General features: G+C 35.9%; 20 protein-coding genes and 2 pseudogenes. 9 read left to right on the top strand and 13 right to left on the bottom strand.

The window, feature by feature from the left end; translation table 11 throughout:
- Window positions 1-10: 10 nt before the first annotated feature.
- From HZC47_05420 to HZC47_05400, 5 genes and pseudogenes are all read right to left on the bottom strand, one after another.
- The gene (locus tag HZC47_05420; protein MBI5680310.1) at window positions 11-856 is read right to left on the bottom strand and encodes a carotenoid biosynthesis protein; all 846 of its coding nucleotides are present in this window, start codon (window positions 854-856) and stop codon (window positions 11-13) included.
- A 72-nt stretch (window positions 857-928) separates the two neighbouring features.
- The gene (locus tag HZC47_05415; protein MBI5680309.1) at window positions 929-1,594 is read right to left on the bottom strand and encodes a DUF998 domain-containing protein; all 666 of its coding nucleotides are present in this window, start codon (window positions 1,592-1,594) and stop codon (window positions 929-931) included.
- 52 nt (window positions 1,595-1,646) lie between these two features.
- Window positions 1,647-2,345, bottom strand: coding sequence for an MBL fold metallo-hydrolase (locus HZC47_05410; GenBank protein MBI5680308.1), 699 nt, complete (start codon window positions 2,343-2,345; stop codon window positions 1,647-1,649).
- A 39-nt stretch (window positions 2,346-2,384) separates the two neighbouring features.
- Window positions 2,385-3,029: a hypothetical protein gene (locus HZC47_05405; protein MBI5680307.1), complete on the bottom strand. Its 645-nt coding sequence runs from the start codon at window positions 3,027-3,029 to the stop codon at window positions 2,385-2,387.
- Between the two features lie 43 nt (window positions 3,030-3,072).
- Window positions 3,073-3,375, bottom strand: a pseudogene (locus HZC47_05400) (helix-turn-helix transcriptional regulator).
- Window positions 3,376-3,871: 496 nt separating this feature from the next.
- Between HZC47_05400 and HZC47_05395 the strand changes: the two are divergent.
- Window positions 3,872-4,432 (top strand): annotated as a pseudogene (locus HZC47_05395) (flavodoxin family protein).
- An 80-nt stretch (window positions 4,433-4,512) separates the two neighbouring features.
- Here the strand turns inward: HZC47_05395 and HZC47_05390 are convergent.
- Both HZC47_05390 and HZC47_05385 read right to left on the bottom strand, forming a co-directional pair.
- On the bottom strand, window positions 4,513-4,668 hold the full coding sequence (locus HZC47_05390; protein MBI5680306.1) for a hypothetical protein: 156 nt from the start codon (window positions 4,666-4,668) through the stop codon (window positions 4,513-4,515).
- A gap of 90 nt (window positions 4,669-4,758) precedes the next feature.
- Window positions 4,759-5,835 (bottom strand): CPBP family intramembrane metalloprotease, encoded by a 1,077-nt coding sequence (locus HZC47_05385; GenBank protein MBI5680305.1) that lies wholly within the window; start codon window positions 5,833-5,835, stop codon window positions 4,759-4,761.
- Window positions 5,836-5,924: 89 nt separating this feature from the next.
- Here HZC47_05385 and HZC47_05380 point away from each other — a divergent pair, with 89 nt between their 5' ends.
- From HZC47_05380 to HZC47_05365, 4 genes are all read left to right on the top strand, one after another.
- Window positions 5,925-6,359, top strand: coding sequence for a MarR family transcriptional regulator (locus tag HZC47_05380; GenBank protein MBI5680304.1), 435 nt, complete (start codon window positions 5,925-5,927; stop codon window positions 6,357-6,359).
- A gap of 118 nt (window positions 6,360-6,477) precedes the next feature.
- The gene (locus HZC47_05375; protein MBI5680303.1) at window positions 6,478-6,756 is read left to right on the top strand and encodes a hypothetical protein; all 279 of its coding nucleotides are present in this window, start codon (window positions 6,478-6,480) and stop codon (window positions 6,754-6,756) included.
- 292 nt (window positions 6,757-7,048) lie between these two features.
- Entirely contained in the window at window positions 7,049-7,522 is a 474-nt protein-coding gene (locus HZC47_05370; GenBank protein ID MBI5680302.1) for a PadR family transcriptional regulator, read from the top strand.
- 162 nt (window positions 7,523-7,684) lie between these two features.
- Window positions 7,685-8,017 (top strand): zinc ribbon domain-containing protein, encoded by a 333-nt coding sequence (locus HZC47_05365; GenBank protein ID MBI5680301.1) that lies wholly within the window; start codon window positions 7,685-7,687, stop codon window positions 8,015-8,017.
- A gap of 60 nt (window positions 8,018-8,077) precedes the next feature.
- On the opposite strand, the gene HZC47_05360 is transcribed toward HZC47_05365, so the two are convergent.
- From HZC47_05360 to HZC47_05350, 3 genes are read right to left on the bottom strand one after another with little or no spacing between them, the layout of a single operon-like run.
- Entirely contained in the window at window positions 8,078-8,794 is a 717-nt protein-coding gene (locus HZC47_05360) for a restriction endonuclease (protein ID MBI5680300.1), read from the bottom strand.
- On the bottom strand, window positions 8,788-10,212 hold the full coding sequence (locus HZC47_05355) for a cobalamin B12-binding domain-containing protein (GenBank protein ID MBI5680299.1): 1,425 nt from the start codon (window positions 10,210-10,212) through the stop codon (window positions 8,788-8,790). The genes HZC47_05360 and HZC47_05355 overlap by 7 nt, the downstream gene beginning before the upstream one ends.
- A 14-nt stretch (window positions 10,213-10,226) precedes the next feature.
- On the bottom strand, window positions 10,227-11,522 hold the full coding sequence (locus HZC47_05350; GenBank protein ID MBI5680298.1) for a DUF11 domain-containing protein: 1,296 nt from the start codon (window positions 11,520-11,522) through the stop codon (window positions 10,227-10,229).
- Between the two features lie 166 nt (window positions 11,523-11,688).
- On the opposite strand from HZC47_05350, the gene HZC47_05345 reads away from it, so the two are divergent.
- Window positions 11,689-11,961: a hypothetical protein gene (locus HZC47_05345; GenBank protein MBI5680297.1), complete on the top strand. Its 273-nt coding sequence runs from the start codon at window positions 11,689-11,691 to the stop codon at window positions 11,959-11,961.
- A gap of 381 nt (window positions 11,962-12,342) precedes the next feature.
- Here HZC47_05345 and HZC47_05340 read toward each other — a convergent pair whose 3' ends face one another.
- Window positions 12,343-15,936 carry an Ig-like domain repeat protein gene (locus HZC47_05340; protein ID MBI5680296.1) on the bottom strand — a complete coding sequence of 1,198 codons (3,594 nt, stop codon included), beginning with the start codon at window positions 15,934-15,936 and terminating at the stop codon, window positions 12,343-12,345.
- A 206-nt stretch (window positions 15,937-16,142) separates the two neighbouring features.
- On the bottom strand, window positions 16,143-21,239 hold the full coding sequence (locus tag HZC47_05335; GenBank protein MBI5680295.1) for a DUF11 domain-containing protein: 5,097 nt from the start codon (window positions 21,237-21,239) through the stop codon (window positions 16,143-16,145).
- A 498-nt stretch (window positions 21,240-21,737) separates the two neighbouring features.
- On the opposite strand from HZC47_05335, the gene HZC47_05330 reads away from it, so the two are divergent.
- Both HZC47_05330 and HZC47_05325 read left to right on the top strand, forming a co-directional pair.
- Window positions 21,738-22,193, top strand: a complete 456-nt coding sequence (locus HZC47_05330) for an HIT family protein (GenBank protein MBI5680294.1) — start codon at window positions 21,738-21,740, stop codon at window positions 22,191-22,193.
- 207 nt (window positions 22,194-22,400) lie between these two features.
- On the top strand, window positions 22,401-22,607 hold the full coding sequence (locus tag HZC47_05325) for a hypothetical protein (GenBank protein MBI5680293.1): 207 nt from the start codon (window positions 22,401-22,403) through the stop codon (window positions 22,605-22,607).
- Window positions 22,608-22,695: 88 nt separating this feature from the next.
- Here HZC47_05325 and HZC47_05320 read toward each other — a convergent pair whose 3' ends face one another.
- On the bottom strand, window positions 22,696-23,076 hold the full coding sequence (locus HZC47_05320) for a DUF5518 domain-containing protein (protein ID MBI5680292.1): 381 nt from the start codon (window positions 23,074-23,076) through the stop codon (window positions 22,696-22,698).
- A 245-nt stretch (window positions 23,077-23,321) separates the two neighbouring features.
- On the opposite strand from HZC47_05320, the gene HZC47_05315 reads away from it, so the two are divergent.
- The gene (locus HZC47_05315; GenBank protein MBI5680291.1) at window positions 23,322-24,530 is read left to right on the top strand and encodes a cation:proton antiporter; all 1,209 of its coding nucleotides are present in this window, start codon (window positions 23,322-23,324) and stop codon (window positions 24,528-24,530) included.
- Window positions 24,531-24,807 lie beyond the last annotated feature (277 nt).

Below are 24,807 nucleotides of genomic sequence, written 5' to 3'. Positions count from 1 at the left end.
TTAATCCCTATTACTTTAAGTCTTGATTATTCATAATGTTAGTAAAGGCGAGTATCGCCACAAATATCATGGTGAAAACCGTGATTAAAGCCATGGACACAGTAATGTCATTGTACTGGTAAAAAATTGATAGTATAGTGCCCAGGGCCGTGATACCATATATAGCAGCGGATTCAGCCCAATAAGGTTTATTAGAAAGTTTAGATGCTTTTTTAGGTTTTATAGTGTCATATTTGGAAAGATACAACGCGAATATTTGGAAGAACAAATATACCACCAGAAACCAGCCGAAAAAATTGGAAATAGGAACGCCAAAATAAGCTCCAGGATATGTCCATATCCATAGGCCCTGTAAAGTTGAAGAAATTGGATCAACAGATAAATCCCACATTACCATGATAAATGCAGCTATAAATGGCACTATAAAGATTTCTTTTCCCTCAAGTTTCCTCGTGTATTGGCCAGTTAGTACGTGTGATAACATCCAGGATAAGTATCCTATGGCAAAATAGGCAAAAATAATTATAAGTGGAACTGTTAACAATCCTAAAGTGGGTGAATAATGGTAAAACCCAAAGGGGAAACCGGTAGCTATGCTCAAGTTTTCAAAAGAGAAGCTTACAGCCCAGGTAATAAGGAAGAATACTATTATATTCTTTTTGCCATAGCGAGCTGTTCCATGGAAAACTGCAAGAATGAACAGGAGGGCAGTCACCAGGAAAGTATCTATTGCCAGCAGATTGGGGTTTTTATAAGTGAAGATCAAAAGAATGTTAACAATTAAATAAACTCCTATTAGGGACCATCTAAGCTTGTTAAATGTTTTTGTATTGTTTTTATTAATGGTATTAGTCATTTTATCATCTCACTTGATTTCACATTTAATTAGAAATTATTCTAATAATTCACTCCTTTATTTTGAAATATTTCACCAGTATCCATCGGTGAACCTAATTCTAACCCAATCTTCTCCTCTGCTTGTAAGGTAACCTCCAAGTGCGGCAAGATAAAAGAGTGATGGATAGGCAATGAACCGTTCAGTACCTCCAATTCCCAAATATAATATAAGAGGGTTAGTGGTTCCAGGACCTAAAATGAAGAGTGAGAGGAGACTTAAAAGCGATACTAAACCTATTACCATGGATACTATAACTATTGGAATGTTAAGGCCCAACCGGTAACTGAATATGGCTGTTAAGCTTCCGAAGAGGAATGCTAAAGAGGCAAAAAATAAGTGAGGGTTTCCAGTATATGCAGGGAATAATCCAACTCCAAGGGCGCCTACAGCAGAAATTGCAAGGCATGATGAGAAAAGACGACAACCACCACTTTTAAGGATTAGATAAACGGCTGCCAGACTTAAAATTCCAAGTAAAATAACACTGAAGTTAAATATGGCTGCAGATGGCTCTAAAACAGGTATTGATCCTCCAAGATGGCTTAAGGTGTTGTTTCTGACACTATAACCTGGAAATAATGCTTCTGCTAGAGTAACTGATAGAAAAAACTGCACACTGCCTATTAACAATAAAATTCCAGCAATTTTATAATACTCTTTTTCTGGTTTAAATAAACTTCCTCTTTGAAATTTCATCATTTCACCCCTTTAAAGATAGTATTTATCTTTTTTATTAGGTTCTCTATTATTACCTTTTATGTTTCTCATATTGTTTTTCCAACAGTCTACGACTAATTTTTCTCCCATGACCTGGTAAAAAGAGTCTACAATCAGTACTAAGTAGTTTTCCCCAGCTTTTAATCATAGTTTTAGGATCATCAGCAAAAGGAGGATATGTTGACCAGTTAAACACTCCGAACAGTGTATCTCCCACAAGAGCTACTTCACTATCAATAATAATGCTCATAGAGCCGATTGTATGGCCTGGAGTGTGAATGATGTATGCATTAAATCCTAAGGGCCATAAATCATAGTTTTCACATACAAGAATGTCAGGAGTAGCAGTTTCATATTCAGATTGTGGATTCACACGTTTTACAACTGATTTTATTAAAAATCTGGTTAGAATGTTAGTTCCTTTCGGTAAAGGAGTATTTCCATGTTTTAAATAGTCTGCTTCGCTTTCATGGGCAATTATTGGGCATTTATACATTTCTTTTATTCTGGACGCGTTTTCTGCATGGTCAAAATGAGTATGAGTTAATATTAAACATGATAATTTATTTTCGCCTAAAAGTTCGTCAAGTTTGGTTTTTAGTCCTTTATATGAGTTTTTATGGCCTGTATCAACAAGAATGTAATTATTTCCCTGGTTAATTAGGAAGGAATTGCTTCTATCTTTTAGTAGTTGGTAGATTGTGCAATTTTCGGTATTCCAAGTTTTCATACTATCTCTGCCATATTTTTAAAAAAGCCATTAAAAATTTTAAAATTCATACTTCAAAATAAATTCTCTGGCTCTTTTTTTAGTTTTGGGGCTAATACTATCTAATTCAGTTTTCACGAATTCATTTATTCTTTCTTTACTGGTTATTTTGCCATAAAATTCATCAAACACGCCTATAACATCTGATTTTAATAAAGCTTTTTGTTTTTGGGGAAAATTGCATCGATTATCTATATCCAATAGCATATTTATTACGTCATCTTTTAATTCGTGTTTATTTGCAAGAATCTTTGCTGTATTTTGAATGCAATGTCTGGCAGTCATGAATTTTGAATCGTTGATGCATTTAAAATAATCTTCAAATATAGAAGAAAATTTATTTTCTTTATCCACTTCTGTTAAATTGGCAGTTAAAGTTAGGCCAAAATCTCGATGATACGAATTTTCATGATTTAACAGTGAAACAAACTCATCCCAATATTTATAAAACATTTCTGGCTTTAATTCACTGGCTTTAGATATGATATAATAGGAATGATAGTACACCATTATATTTTTGTTATTCAACATCTGATTTACTATTTCATCCCGTATAGATCCGTCATTAATCACAATTTGAACGAATTCATGGATATTAACATTTTTATCAGATATTTTTGAGATTAAATCATTTTTAAGAGTCAAAATAGCACCTTTGAAGAATTATAACTTTAATTATGCATTCCTTTTAGTCATTAATCTGTAATGTTTCCTTAAAATTTTGTTTTATCTGCATACGAGTGGATTCATTGGCATATTCTTCGTCGACACTTTCTTTTAAAGCAAAAACTGCAAGTTCGTATATAACTCGATTTAATGATTTTCCATTTTCAGTTAAATGATATTCAGTAGAAATCGGTTTAGAATTTATTATTTTCTTTTCAATAAGTCCATTGTTCTCCAAATTTTTAAGGCAGTCTGATAAAACTTTATTACTTAAATTAGGGTTTCATTCCTTAAATTCTTTGAAGCGTTTCTTGCCAAAGAACATGTCTCTGATTATTTCAACACTCCATTTTTTACTTATAAACACTAAAGCCTTGCTTACAGGACAAAGGTTGTCACAAGACGTTTCATTGGTCCTATATTCTCACCAGGTTACCATATGGTTACTTAGTCACTTAAAAGTTACAAAATCTACTTAAATAGTTCCAAACAGACAATGGAATGGAATTTATAAAGATAAACCAATGATATCTATCTTTTGGATCAATATAAATTAATAAGATTCTCTTAATAAAGATATAAATATATTGAGATAAAAATTAAGGGGTTTAAAAAAAAGATCAATTAGGGTTTATCTTTTAAATAATTCAATATTTCAAATTAAATTTTGGAGGTTGAGGAAATGAAAGCCTTTAAAATCGAAGATTTTGAGGTCCCGGAAACAAAGCATTCGAAACTTCCAGTTTCGATGCATCGAAATCAAAGATTTCGAAAGTTTCCTAGGGTAATAGGATTTACAGGAAGCCGTCAAAAAATCTACGATTTTTTGGGGTGTCAAAGTCATAGACTTTTACAGCCCAAGAAAAGGTAGTAACACTGAAATACTTGTTGAGGAAGCTCTAAAAGGAGCAAGTGATGCCTGAGCAGAGACAAAAATTTTAAATTTACATAAAATGAACATAGCGCCATGCAACGCATGTCAACATTGTAAGGGTAGTGGGGGAGATTGCGCCACAAATGATGATATGCAGAGTATTTACAGTGAAATAAAAGAGGTAGATGCATTTATATTAGGATCGCCGGTTTACATGTGGCAGATGTCAGCCCAAACAAAACTCTTTACAGACAGACTTTACGCCTTTTTTGGAACTGATTTTGAGGATAAATACGGTAAAAAAGACATGACACTTGTGTTTTCGCAGGGTAACTCTGAAAACATGTTTACAGAGTATTTTGATTACACTAGAAACATGTTCAATTTCCTTGGCTACAATGTCACTGATTTGCTTTCTTCAAAGGGAAATCAAATGCCTGGAGCTGTTAAAGACAAAGAAGACATTAAAAAGGCTCGGGAGATAGGCAAAAAGATGGCAGGTAAATAAAAAAATATAAATTTATCCTTGGATTATGATCAAAAAAAATTTAAGGGATTTTTTTTGTATTCAAGGTTAGATTGATGGAATTACTTTGTCATTAAGGCAACAACGCCTCCAATGAACAACATAAATACCGAAAACCAAGCTAGCCAATATACTAAGAATGGAAATATCAGGATGATGATTCCTATAATAATAGCAAGGGCTATCATCGAACCACCACTCGCTTGTTGTGTTTCCATAATTTCACCTCCATATTATTTTAATTTATAATATATTATCTTTTTTCAAATATAAGTTTTTTATGGAGTCAGTTTTCTTTTTTCCCGTAATTATTCAGTTAATGTAATATTTTCATTTATTTTCCAGACTTTAAACTTTAATAGAATTAGTGCAAATACTGCCATAATCGCAAAACCATAGATTCCTGTTCCAAATGAAAATATGGGATTAATGGATGTAGCAATGAAATATTGGCCCACTGGAAAGATTGTATCTACAAGCATATGTAGCATTACTGCTATCCAAACGCTTCCAGTCTTTAAAACAGCGTAACTAAAAATAATGCCCATTATAATGGTAGAAACAATCATTAAACCAATTCCGAGTACTGGTTGACCTGGAAAATTTAATCCAACCAGTATAAGTGGAGCATGCCATAGACCCCATATGATACCTAGTAATAAAACACCTTTATAACTGCCAAAGAGAGGGAATAATCTGTCCTGGAGGTACGCTCTCCATCCATATTCTTCTCCAAAATAGTTGGGCCATAATAGGAAGAATGACAAAATTAAACTGGGTATTAAAGTGCTAAAGAACAGGTTCAAGTTAAATTCTTTTGTGGGAACGCCTAATCCTGAAATATAATTAAGAATATAATTAAGAATGATTATTAGAGAAAGAATCAGAGGTATAATCAGGTAATTTCTTAAATTTTTTCCAAATACTAATTTTGAAGGTTCCAGACCTTCTCTCCATTTCTTTTTTAAGTTCAGAATAATTACAGTTAAAATTCCCAAAATGGCGACAATCATTGAAATTAGAGGTATATTCATATCAGTTGGATGTAATGCAACGATAGGCATGCCCACAGTCCCTGTAATTGGCTGAAAATAGCTTTCAAAGATGAATAGAACAGTATAAATCAGGAAGAAAGTAAATATAATTTTTGTTTCCGTGGTTAAGGCTTTAGATTTGAAGTAAACCATACAAAATATAGCAACAGTAGCAGGTATTAGCATACAAGCTTGAAATGAAATATACCATAATCTAGATGGTGTAAATGATATAGGGCCTGAAATCAAATAGATAACAAATGAAAGAAGGATGGTCGCTGCAAAAGTAATAATTAAAAATGCAAACAATTCTTTTTTAAGCTGTCCCTTTTCTAAAATTGCTGTATTCAAAGTTGATACCCTCCTTAATATCCAATAGTTATCTGGAATTAGATTTATAACTTGATATTAATATAGACCAAACTGCTAAAAATAGATGAATGTCTGTATATGTTGTTTTTGATGAAAATGATATAGAATGGGCATCTTTTAAATTAAGATACCTGGTTAAAAGAAAACTCCAAAATAAACTTAAAAAACACAATATTTCATTGGATCAATGGATTATTTTAAGTATTATATATCAATCTGAAGGAAGTAATCAAAAGAAACTGGCTGAATTAGCACATAGAGATAGAGCAGCAATTACACGAATTTTAAATATACTTGAGTATAAAGAACTTATTGATAGGAAGAATTCATATCATGACAGGAGAGAGTTTTTAATATATTTAACAGATAAGGGTAAGGATTTATATGAAGAAACATCAAAAATAATGTCCCAGAATGCTCAAGAAATTAAATCTATTTTTAGTAAGAGCGAACTGGAACAATTTAACTCTTTATTGAATAAATTAAGTTCAAATTTAGAATAAATTTTTTAATTCAATTGGATAAATCATAGATCCCTTAAAAATAATTGATAAATCAATAATTGTTAGTATCATTGATATAAATAAAGAGTATTGTGAAACATAAAAAAGGAGAAAAAAAATGAGTAATGAAAATCAAGGTAAAGGGATAGAACGTGCTGATAATGATTTAATAAAAGCGCTTGAGACTACAGAAGAATATAAAGCATGGCAAGAATCATTATTTGCTATCATTGGATATACTACAGATGAAGAACTTAATGATGAAGAATTAGCAATGGAATTAATGGCAGATCATCTTAATTCAAGCTTTGGATTACAAAAAGGATTAGAAAGTGCAAGAGATAAGAAAAGAAAAGAGTTAAATGAAGAGTGGTTATTAGATAACAGCGGACAATAATGGAATAATTATAGTTACTTTAATCATGGACAATTCAGGAGGCTTAAAATTAGGATTATCTCATGAATACTCCTCATTTTAGCATTTGATATATACTAATTTTTCAAATTTATTTTTAAAGTCAAAGTATGATTATTAAACTTTCTTTGAATCCTATTTTCATGATGCTTTTAATATCCTAATTAAATGTGTCATTTTAGATATATCGAAAATAGTTATATAAAATCAAATATATCAAATAACTAAGTATCGAAATTTGATATATCATAGAATTAGTAAAGGAAGTAAGCCGATGGACGATTCAAATGGATATGGCCTAAAAAGTGGTGTAAACACGGAAATAGGACATAAACATATGGAAAAACATACAGAAATCTGTATAAGTTTGTCTAAATTCGAAAAAAAGCTTATTAGAGGTTTAATAAGGAGTTTCAGTAACATCATGATTCTATGGCTTATTAGCAAAAAAAGGCTGCATGGGTATGAAATAATGACTAAACTCCATGAATCTACTCCTTATGAGAGTAAAATGCCCAGTGCCAGTAAGATTTATCCCGTACTACATGATCTAGAAAAAAATGGGTTAATAAAAGGATCATGGGAACACCAAGGAAAAAGGAAAGTAAAATATTATGAAATAACTGATGAAGGTGAAGAATGTCTTCAAAGGTTTAGAAAACTCGCCAAACACGCTAAATATAGTCATGCCAGTATTGGGATAGAATTTATGGAAGATATGAATTCTGTTAAATATCCTAATGAATGATATGATTTAAATTACATTTTTTTTGGAGACAAATAAAAATAAGACCAAAAAATAGTTCATTACATCTATTCGGAGTAGGGAAAAATATTAACGTTAATTTACTCAAAATATAATATAATGGACATTAATTGAAGAAATTATAATGCATATAGGGGGTATTCTATGGTTTATTGTCATAAATGTGGAACTAAAAACGCAGATGACGCAGAGTTTTGCTCTAAATGTGGAGAATCGTTAAAAGAAACTTCGGATTATGGGGGAAGGCATCACCACCGCCACCATGATGACCATTACTATCGTCAAAGACAGGAATGTTTTGGTCTTCCTCATGGGAATATAATTGGGCCACTGATTATAGGTATTATATTTATTTTAATAGGTCTGGCATCATTAACAGGATTCAAAGACATTTGGACCTATATATGGCCAGCAGTTATTGTCATAGTGGGTCTATTGATAATATTTGGTGCAATTTACGGTACACGGAAAAGATAGGACTGTGAATATTCTCCTTTTCTTATTTTACTCTTTTTTCCACACAAATACGGTTTTTTTTTATTCGTAAATACAGATAGATTCTTTCTGGCAATCCCTGCATATATCTTCATGGTACTTTTCAGAGACACTGACACGGGTTAATATCCAGAATATAACCAGAAATAAGAAGTAAATTTCCATTATCCAATTCTCTTTAACTGCCATAATACCTATCAGTATAAGAAAGGATCCCAGAACCAGTGCTATGTTAGAAATGAATTTCAGTTTTTTTTCTGTTTCTAAAAATACAATCAGGAACAAAGCGAGAAAAACCATTACTTCCCCCATCCAAAAAAAGGTTTGTCCATATATACGGGGTAAACCAGCGAAATAATAAAGCAAAGTTCCTACTACTGCAATAATAGCTCCAATAAAAAGTCCTGAACATCCAGGGCAGTATTTTTTCCCTTTGATGCAAAATGTGTGGGATTCAAACTTCCCACAATCAGGGTGGTGGCCTTCAAATAGTATATTATCAACTTTAGAAGTCTTTTTCTCCATTTCTTTTTGAAATTTCATTAGACCTTGGCATAATGAAGGATAAATAGCCGCCATAATTCCTAAAAGACATATTGCAATGAAAATAGATAGAATTAATGGGTTTTGAAAAGAATAATACGTTTTTGAGGGAGGAGACCATAGATACATTGCAATGAGGAAAAAAAGGCCCAAAAAAGAAACTATTATTAAAAAAATGGATTGAAATTCAATATTATTTTTCTTAAAGTTCAATATAAATCCCTCAGTGCATGTAGGAGTCCCTGACCAGCCATATAACGATAAGTTTGCCTTTTAAACTTATTCCGTGATAACACACCACTAATTCTTCTCCTCATGCTCCCATAGAAGCTCCGGTAGCATTGGTACAACTCTTCCTGGACTTCATTACGTGAAAGGTATTCTGTGGGCATAACTGCATGGACCATGTCATAATTAGCCCAGTTATCATCCTCCAACCACCCGTTTTCCCTGGCGGTTTCATAGAGTTTGGTTCCAGGAAAGGGAGTTAGAATCATAAAAATTGCAATGTCAGGATCCACATAATTAACGAAATCTCTTAAACCCTGAATAGATTCATGGGAATCGTTCCTATCACCAGTTATCAATGTAGCCTGGGAAAATATGTCATTTTCTTTTAACAGATCCATGGAAAGCTTGGAATCAGATGGTTTAATTCCTTTATGATAATTATTCAAGATATCATTATCATGGCGCTCCAATCCGGCCATTATCCAGTAATTTCCTGCTTTTCTCATTTTAGGAAGGTTATCTTGATGTCTTATGATATCATCGCTTCTTGATTGAACAAACCAGGATATATCCTCTGAAAGTCCCCTGTTGATTAATTCATCACATAGTTTGCTGGTTGTTTTGCCTAGGCCCAGGTTGTCATCGGTGAGCCATAAAAAACTAATGCCATATTCGGTGTAAAGCTGTTCCATTTCATCGGCAATTCTTTCAGGGGATTTTGGCCTCCATTTGCATCCCCAGTGTTTCCACTGTGAGCAGAAAGTACATTTATGAGGGCACCCACGGGATGCTTCAACCAGTGCATATCCTGAACCAGAATGGGCCATCATTTTGAAGTTATATTTATTCATATGGTCTTCTACAAAATGATAACCAGGGAAAGGTAGGTCATCTAAGTTCTTGATGAATGGTCGTGGAGAGTTATGCACGATTTTCATGCCGTTTCTAAAGGAAAGTCCTTTAACATCCAAAAGGGGTCTGTTTTCATCCAGACTTTTGACCAATTCATGTAGGGTAACTTCTCCCTCTCCACGAATCACGAAATCGATTTCAGGATACATTTTCAGACTTTCATCTGCCAGGGCCGTGAAATGTTGACCACCAACCACTGTTTTAATGTTAGGGCCGATTTTTTTGGCTATTTCCAGTGTTCTGAGGATGGTGAATGTGTTACAGGTTGCCAGTGCACTGGAAACCATTATATCTGGCGCTGCTCTTTCAATATATCTTTGAAGTTTGTCCCAGCCAAAATCTTCAGCCTGGGAATCCAGAACCTCAATATCCCATTTATGATTTTTAGACTCTAAATAGGCAGCTAATTGAAGTATTCCCAAAGGTGGAGGCATGTACTCTCCCATTACAAACCAGAATACCTTTGGTGGTTCCACAAATAAGATTTTCATATTGATCACATAATTTATTTTCTTTTTAATGCTACTAAAACTCCAAAAACAGCTAGAATTGCAATTATTAATCCTGCTATTGTCATATTGTTTGAAACGTAACTCCATCCGCCGTCACCATAATTATTACCTGTTTTAAACCATTCCTGTAAGGTTATGAGGTTTGCTATGGTTTCTCTGGATAATCCATTGTTGATGATTGCAAATGTTTGACTGATTTTGAGGTTATTGCTTAGTGTTTTTTTGATTAATGGGTTTGTTTTTATGACATAGATTATGGTTCTTATGATATTTGATGGTGTAATTGTTGCAGGAGTGCGGGAAGTCACAGTAGCGCTATTTTCTATGATGGTTCCCTGGGTAACGCTTGATGGGACTGTTCCAGTTATAGTAACTGTTTTAGAGGATCCTTCATTTATTGTTCCCAGATTAAACGAGTCATGGACCAAATTCTGTAGAATTGTAGGGATAATATCCTGAATTTGCACGTTATCCGCATGACCCTGACCATTATTGGTAACGGTTATGGTGTATGTGATTGTATTACCTGCATTGACAGTTGTTGGTCCGGTTATTGTGACAATTAAACTGGCAGGAACATACCAATTAATTCCCCAGTTTACTGCACCCCAGCATTGGATATTAGTGTTTCCGAGTATGCGATTGAGATTAAAGTTCGTGACAACTCCAAAAACATTGAAAACGCCTCCGGGAATATCAACTGCATGGTTACCATTGAAAATACAGTTAATCACATCCAAATTAGCACCATTACAGATATCACCACCATATCCATCTAACATGTACATATCGATATAATTAATAAAGTTTACACCAGGCGTTGTAGTAAGATGTGCAGTGTTATCAGTGAAAATACTGTTAGTAACAGAGCAATAACCGTATCTATTGAATATAGCGCCACCATTACCATACTCAGAACCACTTGCACTGTTGCCATTGAAATTACAACCAATAACATACAAGGTACCAGCATCATAATTGCAGATAGCACCACCACTACCCATTTGATCCCCTGCTCTGTTACCATTGAAATTACAGTTAGTTGCAGTTAAAGTACCATCATAATTGCAGATAGCACCGCCACCACCAAAATAGGAAGAATGTGCCGTGTTACCATTGAAATTACAGTCATTAGCAGTTAAAGTACCATAATAATTGTAGATAGCACCACCATCATCATGATTTGCTGTGTTGCCAGTCAAAGTACAGTCATTCAAAGTACAAGTACCCACATTGTAGATAGCACCACCAACATGTTCCGTGTTGCCAGTTAAAGTACAGTCATTCACAGTTAAAGTACCATAATTGTCGATAGCTCTATTTGATGCGGTTATCGTGAGGTTTTTGATTATAACATTGTATCCATATGATATACTGAATATCCGGGTCCCTGCCCCGTTTATAATGGTTCCTGTCTGACTTTGACCTTGTACAGTAATGGAATGATCAATTAAAATGTGGTTGTTGCCTGTTCCAGTGTATGTTCCATCAGCAATAATAACAGTATCACTATCTGCTATACCATCTACTCCCTTCTGTATTGTTTGGAATGGCTTATCAGCACTACCATCACCATTAATATCGTCTCCAGTAGTGTTAACATGTATATTTACTGCAGAAACAGCGCTTATTAATGTTAATGAAGCAATGATAAAGATTATAGGAATGAGAATTTTTTTAGTTGTGCGTTTTCTTATTTTTTCACCTCCTAAAAAATTTATTTTTTAGAGCATTTGAAAATTACATTTTTGATGTTTGCAAAAGCTTGCTTTGCAACCGCAAAAACCAAAGGTTTTTGCAGGCATCAAACACGAAGTGTTTGATAGCCACAAAATTGTAAATTTTGTAGGCTCCTTCATGCTTAGTTAATTAAATTGTTGAGTTTTAAATGGAATTCAGTTTAATGGTGCACTTCAAAAAAGGTAATTGAGGTGAAATGGTTCCATTGATGTTTGGATTAATTAGTTTGTAAGTGTATTCATCCAAAAAATGTTAGTTTTTGCTATTATATAATATTTCCTAAAAACAATCAGAAAACATAAAAAAGTGATGAATATTCAATAAATTTATAGAAAATTTAAAAAAAGTAAAAAATGGGGAAGAATTTACTTATCCCTCAGTTTCTCCTTGTTTAGTTGCTAATAGGAACCATATCAACGCTCCAAAGATTATCAGAAGCAGTAGTAGTATTATCCACCAGTAGGATAATAACCAGTTTCCAGATGTTCCTTCAGGTGTGGTTCCTGGGGAATATGGAGCGGCTCCAGATGTTACAGTCCGCCCGTTTCCTGTTACTGTTGCTGCGTTAACTCTTACAGGAACAGCTTTTGCGTTAATTACTACAGATTGTATGTTGCTGTTTATGTTTGGGTCGTATGTTGCCAGGTTTATGGTTGGTTTGATGTTGAAGTTTCCTGCGTTTAAGAACCTCACATTGGCGTAGAGCCAAGGATCAGTGCCTGCTGGCACTTCATCAATCTTCCAGGTTATGGTTCGAGTCGCTGGGTCGTATGAGTAGTTGTTGTCACCGCTGAGGTTCGCTAATTCCATTTCTGCAGGTAAAACATAAGTAAACACTATATTTTTGGCTGCATCAGGTCCGTTATTTCCTAATTTGAATGTTATGGTTACTGTTTGACCTACTATAGGGTTAGTGTTGCTTACTGTGGTTTTAACGAAAACGCTTGATTGTGGTACTTTAAGTGAGCCAGTTCCAGTAGAACCGATATATTGAGTGTCTGTATCAGCAAATGTCGCTTCTATGTTATAGGTTCCACCCACAAGATTAATGGTATACGGCATTGTAGCCACACCATCAGCACCTGTAATTGCAGAACCCGGAACATCCACACCATTCACTTTAAAGGTAACAGATTTACCAGAAACAGGATTACCATAGTAATCAAGCAAAGTAGCCTTCAAATCTACATTAATACCTTTATCACTGGTTATATCGCTTACAGTTAAAGTAGTAGGAGTCCTATCCACAGTTAGAGTTCCTGAATTAAGTGATCCAAGGTAGACGGGGGATCCAAGGTATTCAGCGTATAATCTATGGTTTCCAGTGTTCCAAGCAGACTGAATTGTCCAAGTGGTGGAAGCTACTCCGCTAGCAACGTTTATGTCTCCTACAGGAACAGAGATATCATCAGGGCCGATTACAGTGAACCTAACCAGTCCCTCGTTAACTGAACCATAAGGACTAGTCACATGAGCAACCAAATTCACATTTTGACCTGCGAAGTTGTGTGTATTATCTACAACAACGTTAGTAGGGGTCTGATCCACAGTCAGAACACCTGTATTGGTTGATGCAGTGTAGTTGGTGTTTCCAAGGTATTCAGCAACTATGTTGTAAGTTCCTGGAAGCCAGTCAGATGGAATAGTCCAACCAGTAACTGTAGCTAAGCCGCCAACAACATTGGCAACTATGGGAGTAGCACTGCCCACAGTGAATCTAACCTGCCCACTGTTTACTGCTTTACTTTCGCTGTCAACTACATGGGCCACTAAATTCACATTTTGACCTGCGAAATTGTGTACATTATCAACAGTAGTTGTTGTAGGGTTTATATTTACAATTAGATTCCCTGTTCCTCCGCTGGGTAAGTATTTGTAGATGTCATCATGGAAGACTGCTGTAATGGCGTGATGGCCGATGCCGAAGTTAAGTGGATAGTTTAGGGTTGCTGTCCCTGTATTATCGGTAGTGCCGTGTCCTATATAACCCAAATCTACCGAGAAATTGACTTCTTCACCAACTACGGGTTGGCCTAAATCATTTTTTAATATGGCGGTAAAAGTTGCAGTGTTACCATAACAACCCACTACATCACCTACTGTTAGGGTTGTTGGGGTGATGTCAGCTTGTATTGAAAATGCAACGGTTTCATCATCAACTTTTGCAGTAAGAGCTGCTGTACCTTGCTGGGTTGATGTGAATATGGATTTAACCTGATCAATACCTAGGTTAGGTATTATTAATGTGGATTCAGGATCCATATTTCCGAGAGTTGCTGTAAAAATTGCAGGTATTGGCGCACAATGCACTACAGGACTATATAGGCCAGAATTTTTGTTGTAAGATTCTATAGTTGCTGTTACGGTTGATGTGTCTCCCACTTGAATTGATAGGGGGTTTGCTATGGCGTTCATCACCAGCCAGGAATCAGGATCTGGTATTTGATATAGTAACTGGCTGAAATCAGGAGTGTTAGTTCCCCACCAATTATTATCTGCATCGACTGTACCGTAGGTGCCTTTACAAATTGTTGTACCATGACCGTATGTAGGGTCTAAGGTATTACCAAAGAACCTGTTGAAATTCACATGGGCAATGGAGGTGCCTAACTCAAGTGCATGGGTAAAGATAGCCCCACCACCATAACTTGCGTAGTTACCTGTGAATGTGCTGTCAGTTATATCCATATTGGCAATACCGCTATAATCAGCTTCATTGCATATTGCTCCACCTAAGCCACCTGCCCCTATAAGGTCAAAAAATGTAACTTTGTTGTCTTTGAACGTGCTTCCAATTACAGTAAGAGGGGCATTTCCACCATCTACACCTGAATTGAATATAGCTCCACCATATAATGCGCTGTATTCTATGGATGTACCGGTGAATGTACTGTTAATTACAGTTAAAGTGGCAGTACCGTCTTGACGGGCAGTATTTTTGATGGCTCCACCAAGACCTCCCAATCCATCCGAATCAAATCCTACACGGTTATCTGTGAATGTGCAGTTATTTAGGTTAAGATTTATAGTGCTACCACTATGTTCACTAAAGCTACAGATGGCTCCACCACATAATGCTTCATTACGGGTGAATGTGCAGTTGGTTAAATTAACATTGATAGTGCCGTAATTGCAATGATTGTAGATGGCACCACCCTCACCACCACCACCAAAATCAAATGTAGGTGTTCTTAAGTAGAGGTAGTTACCGGTGAATGTGCAGTTAGTTATATCAGCAGTTGTAGTGCCAAAAGTACAGTAGTTTTCGATAGCTCCACCATAACATGCGTAATTACCGGTGAATGTGCTGTTATTGATGATTAATGTTCCATAATTGAGGATAGCTCCACCCTTATAGTCTCCTCCATCTCTATATTTTGCAGCGTCGTTTCCAGTGAATGTGCAGTCGGTGACATTTAGAACACCTGTATTTTGGATGGATCCGCCTCCATCTGCCCGTCCTCCTGTGAGTGTGCAGTTGATTAAGTTTAAGGTACCTCTATTCCAGATTTGCCCGCCACGTGATGACTCTCCGTTTGCAAGTGTTATGTTTTCCAGGGTGACTGTGATTCCAGGTTCAATCCTGAATATACGGCCTAATCTTTGGGCATTAATTACAGTTCCACTCTGGCTTTCGCCAATGATTTTCATGCTCCTGTCAATTGTGATTCCAGTGTTGTTTACTCCAGTGTATCCTCCATCAGCTAATTGAACTGTTCCATCTGTGTTTACGGTTCCTGTTGCGTTTTTAATGGATAATTTTGGCCCGTGATTGGTTATGGGGTCGTATATTGAATTAAAACCGTCATATGAGTCATCCCCGATGTTGTTATTCACGTAAATTATATCACCATCTGCAGCAGAAACACTACTTGCGCAAAACAGTATTGTTAAGCTTAAAAGGAGTGGTAAAATTAAAAAGTTAGTTTTAATTGTAATTACTTGGTTTTTTATCTTTTTCACCTCCTAAAAATTCTTTGAATTTTTTGGGCCACAAAATTGTAAATTTTGTAGGCTCCTTTATGTTTAGTTAATAAAATATTTCAGTTTTAAATGGAATTTAGTTTAATTAGTTTGTAAGTGTGTTATTCAAAAAGAGTTAGTTTTTGCTATCATTAATACTTAACTAGATTAATAAAAAAAATAAAAAAATTGAGGAAGAATTTTATCTATTCTTCGGTTTCTCTTTTAGCTGCTAACAAGAACCAGAGTAGCCTGCCTGCTATTAGAAGCAGAATTGCTAGTATTATCCACCAGTATGAGAGTAACCAGTTTCCAAGTGTTTCTTGTGGTGTATCTTTGTATGGATCTGGAGTTACTTTAGATGTTATGTCTTTGGGTGTTATCAGTCCGTTTGCTGTGTTTTTGTTTACTGTTGCTGCATGTACTGTTATAGTTCCTGCTTTAGGTACGTAGATGCTTGAACTTGCTGAGCTTGTTGTTCCGGGGATTGTTGCAATGTTAGTTGTGGTTTTACCAACTAGAGCTTCTGTGACTTCACCGGTGAGGGTTAAAGTTGCTGTTTCACCACTTAAAAGGTATAGTGTCCAGATTCCAGAAGTATTGTCATATGTTCCTTTAGATGGAGTTATTACAACGTTATTAAAGCCAGATGGCATTATATCTCGTATCTGGATGTTTGTTCCAGCGTCTATCCCATTGTTTTGAACTTTGACTGTGAATGTGACTTTATCTCCAACATGTGGCCTTGGTTTATTAACTGTCTGGGTAACTGTTAATTTTACGTCTTTGTTGATGTTGATAAATGCAGATTCTGTGTCTGTTGTGTAACCATCTGCTGCTGCTGTTACCTTAACTGGATTGTATAATGGGTTTACTGGTCCTTCATTGGAGTAGAATGTTGTTGTTATTGCGCCGTCTACAGTATTTGCTGTGATTGAATGGGTGATTGCTGGGTTTTGGAAGCTTCCCCATGGTATGCCTAAAGTTATGGGCCCGTCGGGAATGTGTCCGCCTGTAAGTGCGCCACCACCGTTGATGTGGTTGAAATCAGCTGTAATAATGGATGTTCCACCATTGGTAATGGTTGTTGGGTTTGCAGTAACGGTTAGAATAACCCATGGATCCACAATTATGTTGGATGTTGCTCTTCCTTCTGCTATAGGGTTGGTTCCTATAAAGTTATCACCAAACCAATTTTTGGTGGCATCAACATTGGTTCCAGTGCTGTAAATGTCAACTCCGGGGTTGTTTAAGATGCGGCTGAAATGTATCTGTATATCTCCATTTCCATCGGTAAAAACAGCCCCACCATTACCAACATTCGTTGCTCTATTATTAATAAATGTGGCGTTTGATATGGTTACTGTTCCAGCATGGTTGTAGATAGCTCCGCCAGAATGAATACCTGCATAGTTACCGGTGAAAGTGGTACCAGATATGGTTACAATTCCAGCCTCGTTGTAGATTGCTCCACCACCAACAGCTATCAACCAATCATTTGAAGAATTGTTGTTGGTGAATGTGCTGTCAGTTATATCTAATCTTCCTGAACGGTTGTAGATTGCTCCACCAGCTATCCATGCGCCGTTACTGTTGAATGTGGTTCCGGATATGGTTACAGATCCACCATCATTGCAGATGGCTCCACCCACATTTGCAGTGTTACCATTGAATGTGTTGGTGCCTGATATGTTTAGTGTTCCAGCATTGTTGATAGCCCCACCATAACCATATGCATCGTTACTGGCGAATGTGTTAGTGCCTGTTAGGGTTACTGTGCCCGTGTTGTAGATTGCTCCTCCACCGCTTGTTGCGCTGTTGGTGTTGAATGAATTTATGCCAGATATGTTTAGTGTTCCAGCATGGTTGTAGATAGCTCCACCGTAACTTGTCGCAGTGTTACCATTAAATGCGGTGCCTGATAAGGTAACGGCTCCAACATCATTATATATGGCTCCACCATTTATTGCGGAGTTACCGGTGAGAATGCTGCTGCCGGATATGGTTACAGTTCCACCCATATTGTATATAGCTCCACCATAACTATTTATTGCAGTGTTACCTGTGAATGTGTTGGTACCTGTTATGTTCACTGTCCCTGAGTTGTGGATAGCTCCACCAGGACCGAATGTGGCAGTGTTACTGTTGAATGTGGTTCCGGATATGGTTACAGTTCCGCCATTATTGTAGATAGCTCCTCCTTGTGATGATGAGCTACTGGTGAAAGTGTTGGTACCTGTTATGTTTACGGTTCCACTACCGGTGTTGTAGATGGCCCCACCAAAACCATCTGACGTGTTACTTGTGAAATTGGTGCTTGATATGTTTACGGTTCCACTACCGGTGTTGTGGATAGCTCCACCATCACCATCTGACGTGTTACTTGTGAAATTGGAGCTTGATATGTTTACGGTTCCACTACTGGTGTTGTAGATAGCTCCGCCACCTGTATTTGTTAAAGGAATATTTGTATGGTTGTTTGTGAATGTACTGCCAGATATTCCGACGGTTCCGGTATTGTAGATGGCTCCACCATCACCACCGAATGAAGTGTTGCCTGTGAATGTGCTGCTGCCGGATATGTTTAGTGTTCCACTATTGTAGATGGCCCCAGCATAACCTGTCGTTGCAGCATTATTGATAAATGAGGTGTTAGATAGGGTTACTGTTCCACCTGCATTGTTGTTGATAGCCCCACCATTCAATGCGGAGTTACTGGTAAATGTTGTGTCTGAAATGGTTACTATTCCACCAACAGTGTTGTAGATAGCTCCACCATTAGTTCCTGCAGTGTTACCCTCAAATTTAGTGCCGAGTGCATCGCTAGATATGGTTACAGTTCCGCCATTATTGTAGATGGCTCCCCCATAAGTAGTTGTTGCTCTATTATTAATAAATGTGAGTTCGTCGCATGAAAAGTCTATATTTCCACCAACAGTGTTGTAGATTGCTCCACCATCACGTGTTGCGGTGTTACCGTTGAATGCGCTAGTGCCTCTTATGTTTACTGTTCCACGATTGTTGTAGATGGCTCCACCATACCCGGATATAGGATCAGTTGCGGCGTTACCGTTGAATGCGCAGCCGCCGAATATAGTTACTGTTCCACCATTGTTGTAGATGGCTCCACCACCACCACTTGCGCTGTTACCGTTAAATGAATTAGGGGAATTCCATATTAGGATGTTTCCACCATTATTATAAATGGCACCACCATAACAAAGCTGCCACCCCATAAACTCATCTACTGCCCTGTTGCCTGTGAATGTTGCGCATGATATGTTCATTATACTAGTGTTGTAGATTGCTCCACCATAACCACTTGATGCGGTGTTACCGTCGAATAGGGTGCCGCCAAATATGTCTGCTGTCCCGGCATTGTAGATAGCTCCACCACCACCATCGAATGAAGCCCTGTTGCCTGTGAATGTGCTGCTGTCTATTCTTAACGTTCTAGTGTTGAAGATAGCTCCACCATAACAATCACCAAAATCATGATATGCATGGTTGTCTGTGAATGTGCTGTCGTATATGTTTGCAGTTCCAGTATTGTAGATAGCTCCACCATCACCACCATTTGTGTGGTTATTGTCGAATGTGCCGCTGTATATCTCTACGGTTCCACCATTAACATTGTAGATGGCTCCCCCATCATAATTTGCAGAGTTGTGTGTGAATGTGCTGCCTGCACCTATGTTTACGGTTCCACCAACATTGTTGTAGATAGCTCCACCATCAATGTTTACGGTGTTATCAGTGAATGTGCTGCCTGACATGTTTACGGTTCCACTATTGTAGATAGCTCCACCATAATTTGCGGTGTTACCCTCAGATATATCGCCGAATGCAGAGTGGGATATATCTATCATTCCAAAATTGGCGATCGCTCCACCAATCCCTGCGCTGTTATTGATGAACCTATTGATTATACCATAGTCAAGTATGTTTACTGCTCCACTATTAGAATTGTAGATGGCTCCACCATAACCATCAGATACTTCGTTATGGTCGAAAGTGCTGCTTTCGAATATGTTTACGGTTCCATCATTGTTGTAGATGGCTCCACCATTACCATGTTGTGCATAATTACTGTTGAATGTGGTGCCTGATATGAACACCCTCCCGTCATTAGTGTTGTAGATAGCTCCACCGCTATAACCCGGATTATTTACTCTGTTGCCTGTGAATGTGCTGCCTGTACCTATGGTTACTGTTCCTCCATCATTGTAGATGGCTCCGCCATTACCACTAAATGCTTCGTTATTTTGGAATGTGCTGGTGTTTATGTCTAATGTTCCTGTGTTGTAGATGGCTCCGCCACCACCATTTGGTGCCGTGTTACTGTCGAATGTGCTGCCTGGTATGGTTACTGTTCCACCATTGTTGCAGATTGCTCCACCAAAGTCACCTGCGCCATTACTATAAAATGCACTGTTTAATATGGTTAATGTTCCACCATTGTTGTAGATAGCTCCGCCATAGTTAGTTACATAGTTACGATCAAAAATGGTATTAGATATGTTTACGGTTCCACTAACCGTGAGGATAGCTCCACCATAGGCAAGAGCATTTCCATGGGTAAGTGTTAGTTGTTGTATATTGACATTTGAAGCAGTTATATAGAATATACGTCCATTTTGGCCGTCAATTATGGTTGAGCCCATGTTTTCACCGTGTATTGTAACTGGGTTGTCGATAACCAAGTTGTGTTCATAGTAAGTGCTGGGTGCTATGTATACTGTGCTTCCAGTAAGTTCAGCGTGATCTATACCTGCTTGTATAGTAGTTCGAGCATTAGGTGCATTTCCATTAATTGTGGTAGTATCAGAGAAAGTAATATCATGAGTAGGATCTGAAGCCCATCCATTCCAGACGTAGGCGTCGTTAGCTCCCAGTTTGAAATCTGATGTTCCTGTGTAAGTACCATCGGAGTTTTCAACAACCGTAACTTCCTGAGTTGATGGTTTGTGTCCGTTGGCATTGGCTGTTACTGTGAAAACTCGCTTTTTGCTTTGGAAATTAAAATTGTAAGTCCCATCGGGATTTGTGGTGGTACTGGCAATCTCTGTCCCATTATCATGGACTTTTACTGTTGCTCCGGGGAAAGGTTCTCCATTAGAACATTGGTTGACTTGACCTGAAATTTCTATAAAGGCAAGGTCATCTGAAGAAACAGAATCAGATGGATTATCAGTTAAATTTGTATCTGCTGCCGAAACAGCACCTATTAATGTTAATGAAGCGATGATAAAGATAATAGAAATGAGAATTTTTGTAGTTGTTTGTTTTTTTATGTTTTTCACCTCCTAAAAATTCTTTGAATTTTTTGGGCCACAAAATTGTAAATTTTGTAGGCTCCTTCATGTTTAGTTAATAAAATAGTTCAGTTTTAAATGGAATTCACTTTAATGGCGCACCTCAAAGAAGATAATTGAAGTGAAAATAACTCCATTTATACTCAGATTAATTAGTTTGTAAGTGTGTATTCAAAAAGAGTTAGTTTTTGCTATCATTAATACTTAACTAAGTAAAAGAGAAATATGTGTATTGGTTTAATAAGCCCTAATTTAATTAATATGGCTTGATTTATATTATTCAATCATTTAATTAGAATTTCGCTAAACCCAACTATTTTTAGTTATATAGTTGCTATATTTTAGAAAATCAATTAAAAGATTTATAGATTATTTTTCTTGTATGGAAATTTAAAAAATATGAGATTACATGTGATAGGAAAAGTTTAAATGGACTAAATTTGAGAATAAGGAAATTGAATAGATAAAACTCTTAGGATAAATCATATGAATAGTTATAATACTGATTTAAAGAACCGGAATTACGGTGATTTAATATTTGAGTCACTTTACTGGACTATCTTTCTTGCACCAAACCAAAGCAACATAGGAACTTGTGTAATTGCCCTAAAAAGACGTTGCGATACTTTAAAAGGTTTAAAAGAGGAAGAATGGCTTGACTTTGGAAAAATAGTCAAAAAGTTAGAATGTTCACTTGAAAGTGCATTTAAACCCGTTATGTTCAATTGGGGTGCATTAATGAATGCTGACTATCTTGTTGAGAATCCAGATCCGCATATGCATTGGCATTTAATACCTCGTTATAAGGAAAAGATCCATTTTCAAGGATTAATATTTGAAGATAAGTACTTTGGTTCTATGGAGCCAAGGCCAATAAAAATTAGAGAAGTTCCAAAAAGTGTTAGAAAGAAAATAATTGAAAAAATAGGAGAAAATATATAGAATTAACTTTGACCTACAAAGAAAAGGTAGGGCTATTCTTCGTTAACTCAACTATATTTGGCCACATGGTCCTATATCATAATTGAAAAAATAATAGTACACTTATAATGTGAAGTATAATAAATATAGATTGAAAATATTTTAGTTTTAGATATATTCTTAGATTTAGTGAATCGGTAAAAAATTAAATTAATGGAGTTGAACAATATGGCAAAAGAAATAAATCAATTGGTAATTGGTATAAGTCGAGAGGGCGATGTAATTGTTAAAAGTGCAAGAGGCAGAATATATTCTGTTAAAAAAGCTGCAGATTTAAAATTTAGTTGTGAGGATTTATTAAAAGACACAGAAAAAGAGTTATACGCCACAATTGATACGGAAGCTCAACCTTGGGAATGTACCGCTATTGAATAGAGCAAATGGTTCCATATAAATAAATTATCATAAACAAAATAAGACGTTTTGAGATGTGATTTAACACAACCGTCTCTTTTTGGAACATTTACTTTTTCATAAGGATCCCTACGACTCCTCCCACTAATCCTAAAATAAAACTAATGATTAACGACAATTGAAGGATAATAAAGCTGCTGATAAATATATTGTTGATTGCCATTACTTCTATGACGTTACTTATATTTCCAATGCCCAGAATAGATAATAAACCTATTATTAAACCACCAATTAATCCTGAAATTGCCCCTACAACCATTCCATCTTTTTCATCCATTTTATCATAATCTTCAAATCCTTTGCTAAGGTAAGATGCTAAGAATCCTCCAATAAGCGGGCCTAAAACTAAGAGAGGAAAGAAGATTATTGATAAGACAATAGTTAAAGCAGCATTTACGAGAGCGGTTAGTCCTATAAGTTTTAAGTCCATTTTTTATCAACTCAAATAAGAGTTTAAATTTTCAATTAAATAAGTTTTTATTTATTCTAAAAATTATTGTCAAAATCTATGATTTTAGAAAGTGAAATAGAAAGTAGATTATTCTCTCTTATTCCATTAAATAACTTTTATAATTCTTAAATTATATCTATTATTTTTTAGAAATTAATTTAAGCATGGGGACTGAATATCAAATTAAGGATTTTAAAGAATAACGGTAAGAAGTTGGGCATGGCATGATAGAATTAACTGGTACTTTTTATAATCTTTCAATTATTTTCATAGTAGCTATTTTAGCCCCGATAATTGCCAGTGCAATCCCTCGGTTTAAATTACCTGTGGTAGTGCTTGAAATTTGTTTAGGTATCATTATTGGCCCACAGGTACTGGGATTAGTTCATCTTGATCCTACCATAACCGATTTAAGCTACTTTGGTCTGGCATTTCTATTTTTCCTGGCTGGTTTTGAGATTGATATTGATCTTATAAAGGGTAAGCCCCTGAAATATGCATTCATAGGCTGGATTTTATCATTATTAATTGCATTACTCATTGGAGGCATTCTACAGGCCAGTGGACTGGTTATTTCATTTATTTTCATTGGTTTAGCCATGAGCACAACTGCAGTGGGGGTATTGGTTCCTATTTTAAGGGATGAAGGAGAATTAAACTCTAATTTCGGTAGATTTGTTTTTGCAGCAGGAGTAATAGGTGAATTTGCACCTTTGACTATTCTGGCCTTATTTTTTAATAAAGTTTATGATAACTTCAGTAGCTTGTTATTAGTTATTTTATTTATCATAATTGCATTTTTAATATTAATTACAGTAAGACGATGGCAACCTCCATATATAGTTGATTTAATGAGAAAAACCATGAATACCAGTGGTCAGTTGGCTTTAAGACTTTCAATTTTACTATTAGTTGCTTTAATTTTCATTAGCATGAATTCTGGAATAGATTTCCTCTTTGGGGCATTTACAGCTGGAATTATTCTCTCAGAAATAATAAAAATGGCAAAAAATAAGGAAGATAAGGACATTGAAAATATGAGGATTAAATTTGAAGGTATTGGTTTTGGATTATTAATTCCAATTTTCTTCATTGTAAGTGGAATAAATTTCGATTTAATAGCATTTTTAACTAGTCCCACAAGCATTTTAATGGTTCCAATATTCATTATCTCATTCTTAATTGCCAGAGGATTACCAGCAATGGTCATCTACAGAAAAATACTATCAAAAGCTGAACAAGTTCCCCTAGCTCTATTTTCTGCAACTCAACTACCTCTTGTAATTGTCATAACAACTTTAGCAGTAAAAAGCGGAGCAATGCAACCAACTAATGCTGCAGATCTTGTTGGAGCAGCTATAATATCTGTAATTCTTTTCCCGCTTATTGCATTAATCTTACGACACGCTAAGACTAAAGAAAAAGTAGTATAATGTAAACATCTTTAGATTAAATCGAACATCAAAATATTCGCAAAAAAAACTATATATTACCTTTCAATTCTTTTAACTCTTTTTTCATCTTAGAAAATATGTCACATAGCCGGTTGTTTTGTCTTTGTAGTTTTCGGAACTCATCCAATGAATATTTTACATTTGAGTCTTTCACAGAAATATACTTGGATAAATCTTAGTATATTTTTCTTAACTAATTCGGAAATAACCGGATACTTCGTATTATAATATCTTATGTTAGTTTTATTGTTCCTTT

The organism is Methanobacterium sp., from assembly GCA_016222945.1.
GTDB lineage: Archaea > Methanobacteriota > Methanobacteria > Methanobacteriales > Methanobacteriaceae > Methanobacterium_D.
The sequence above is the reverse complement of the archived record's forward strand: the minus strand, read 5'-3'. Positions and strand labels throughout refer to the sequence as shown.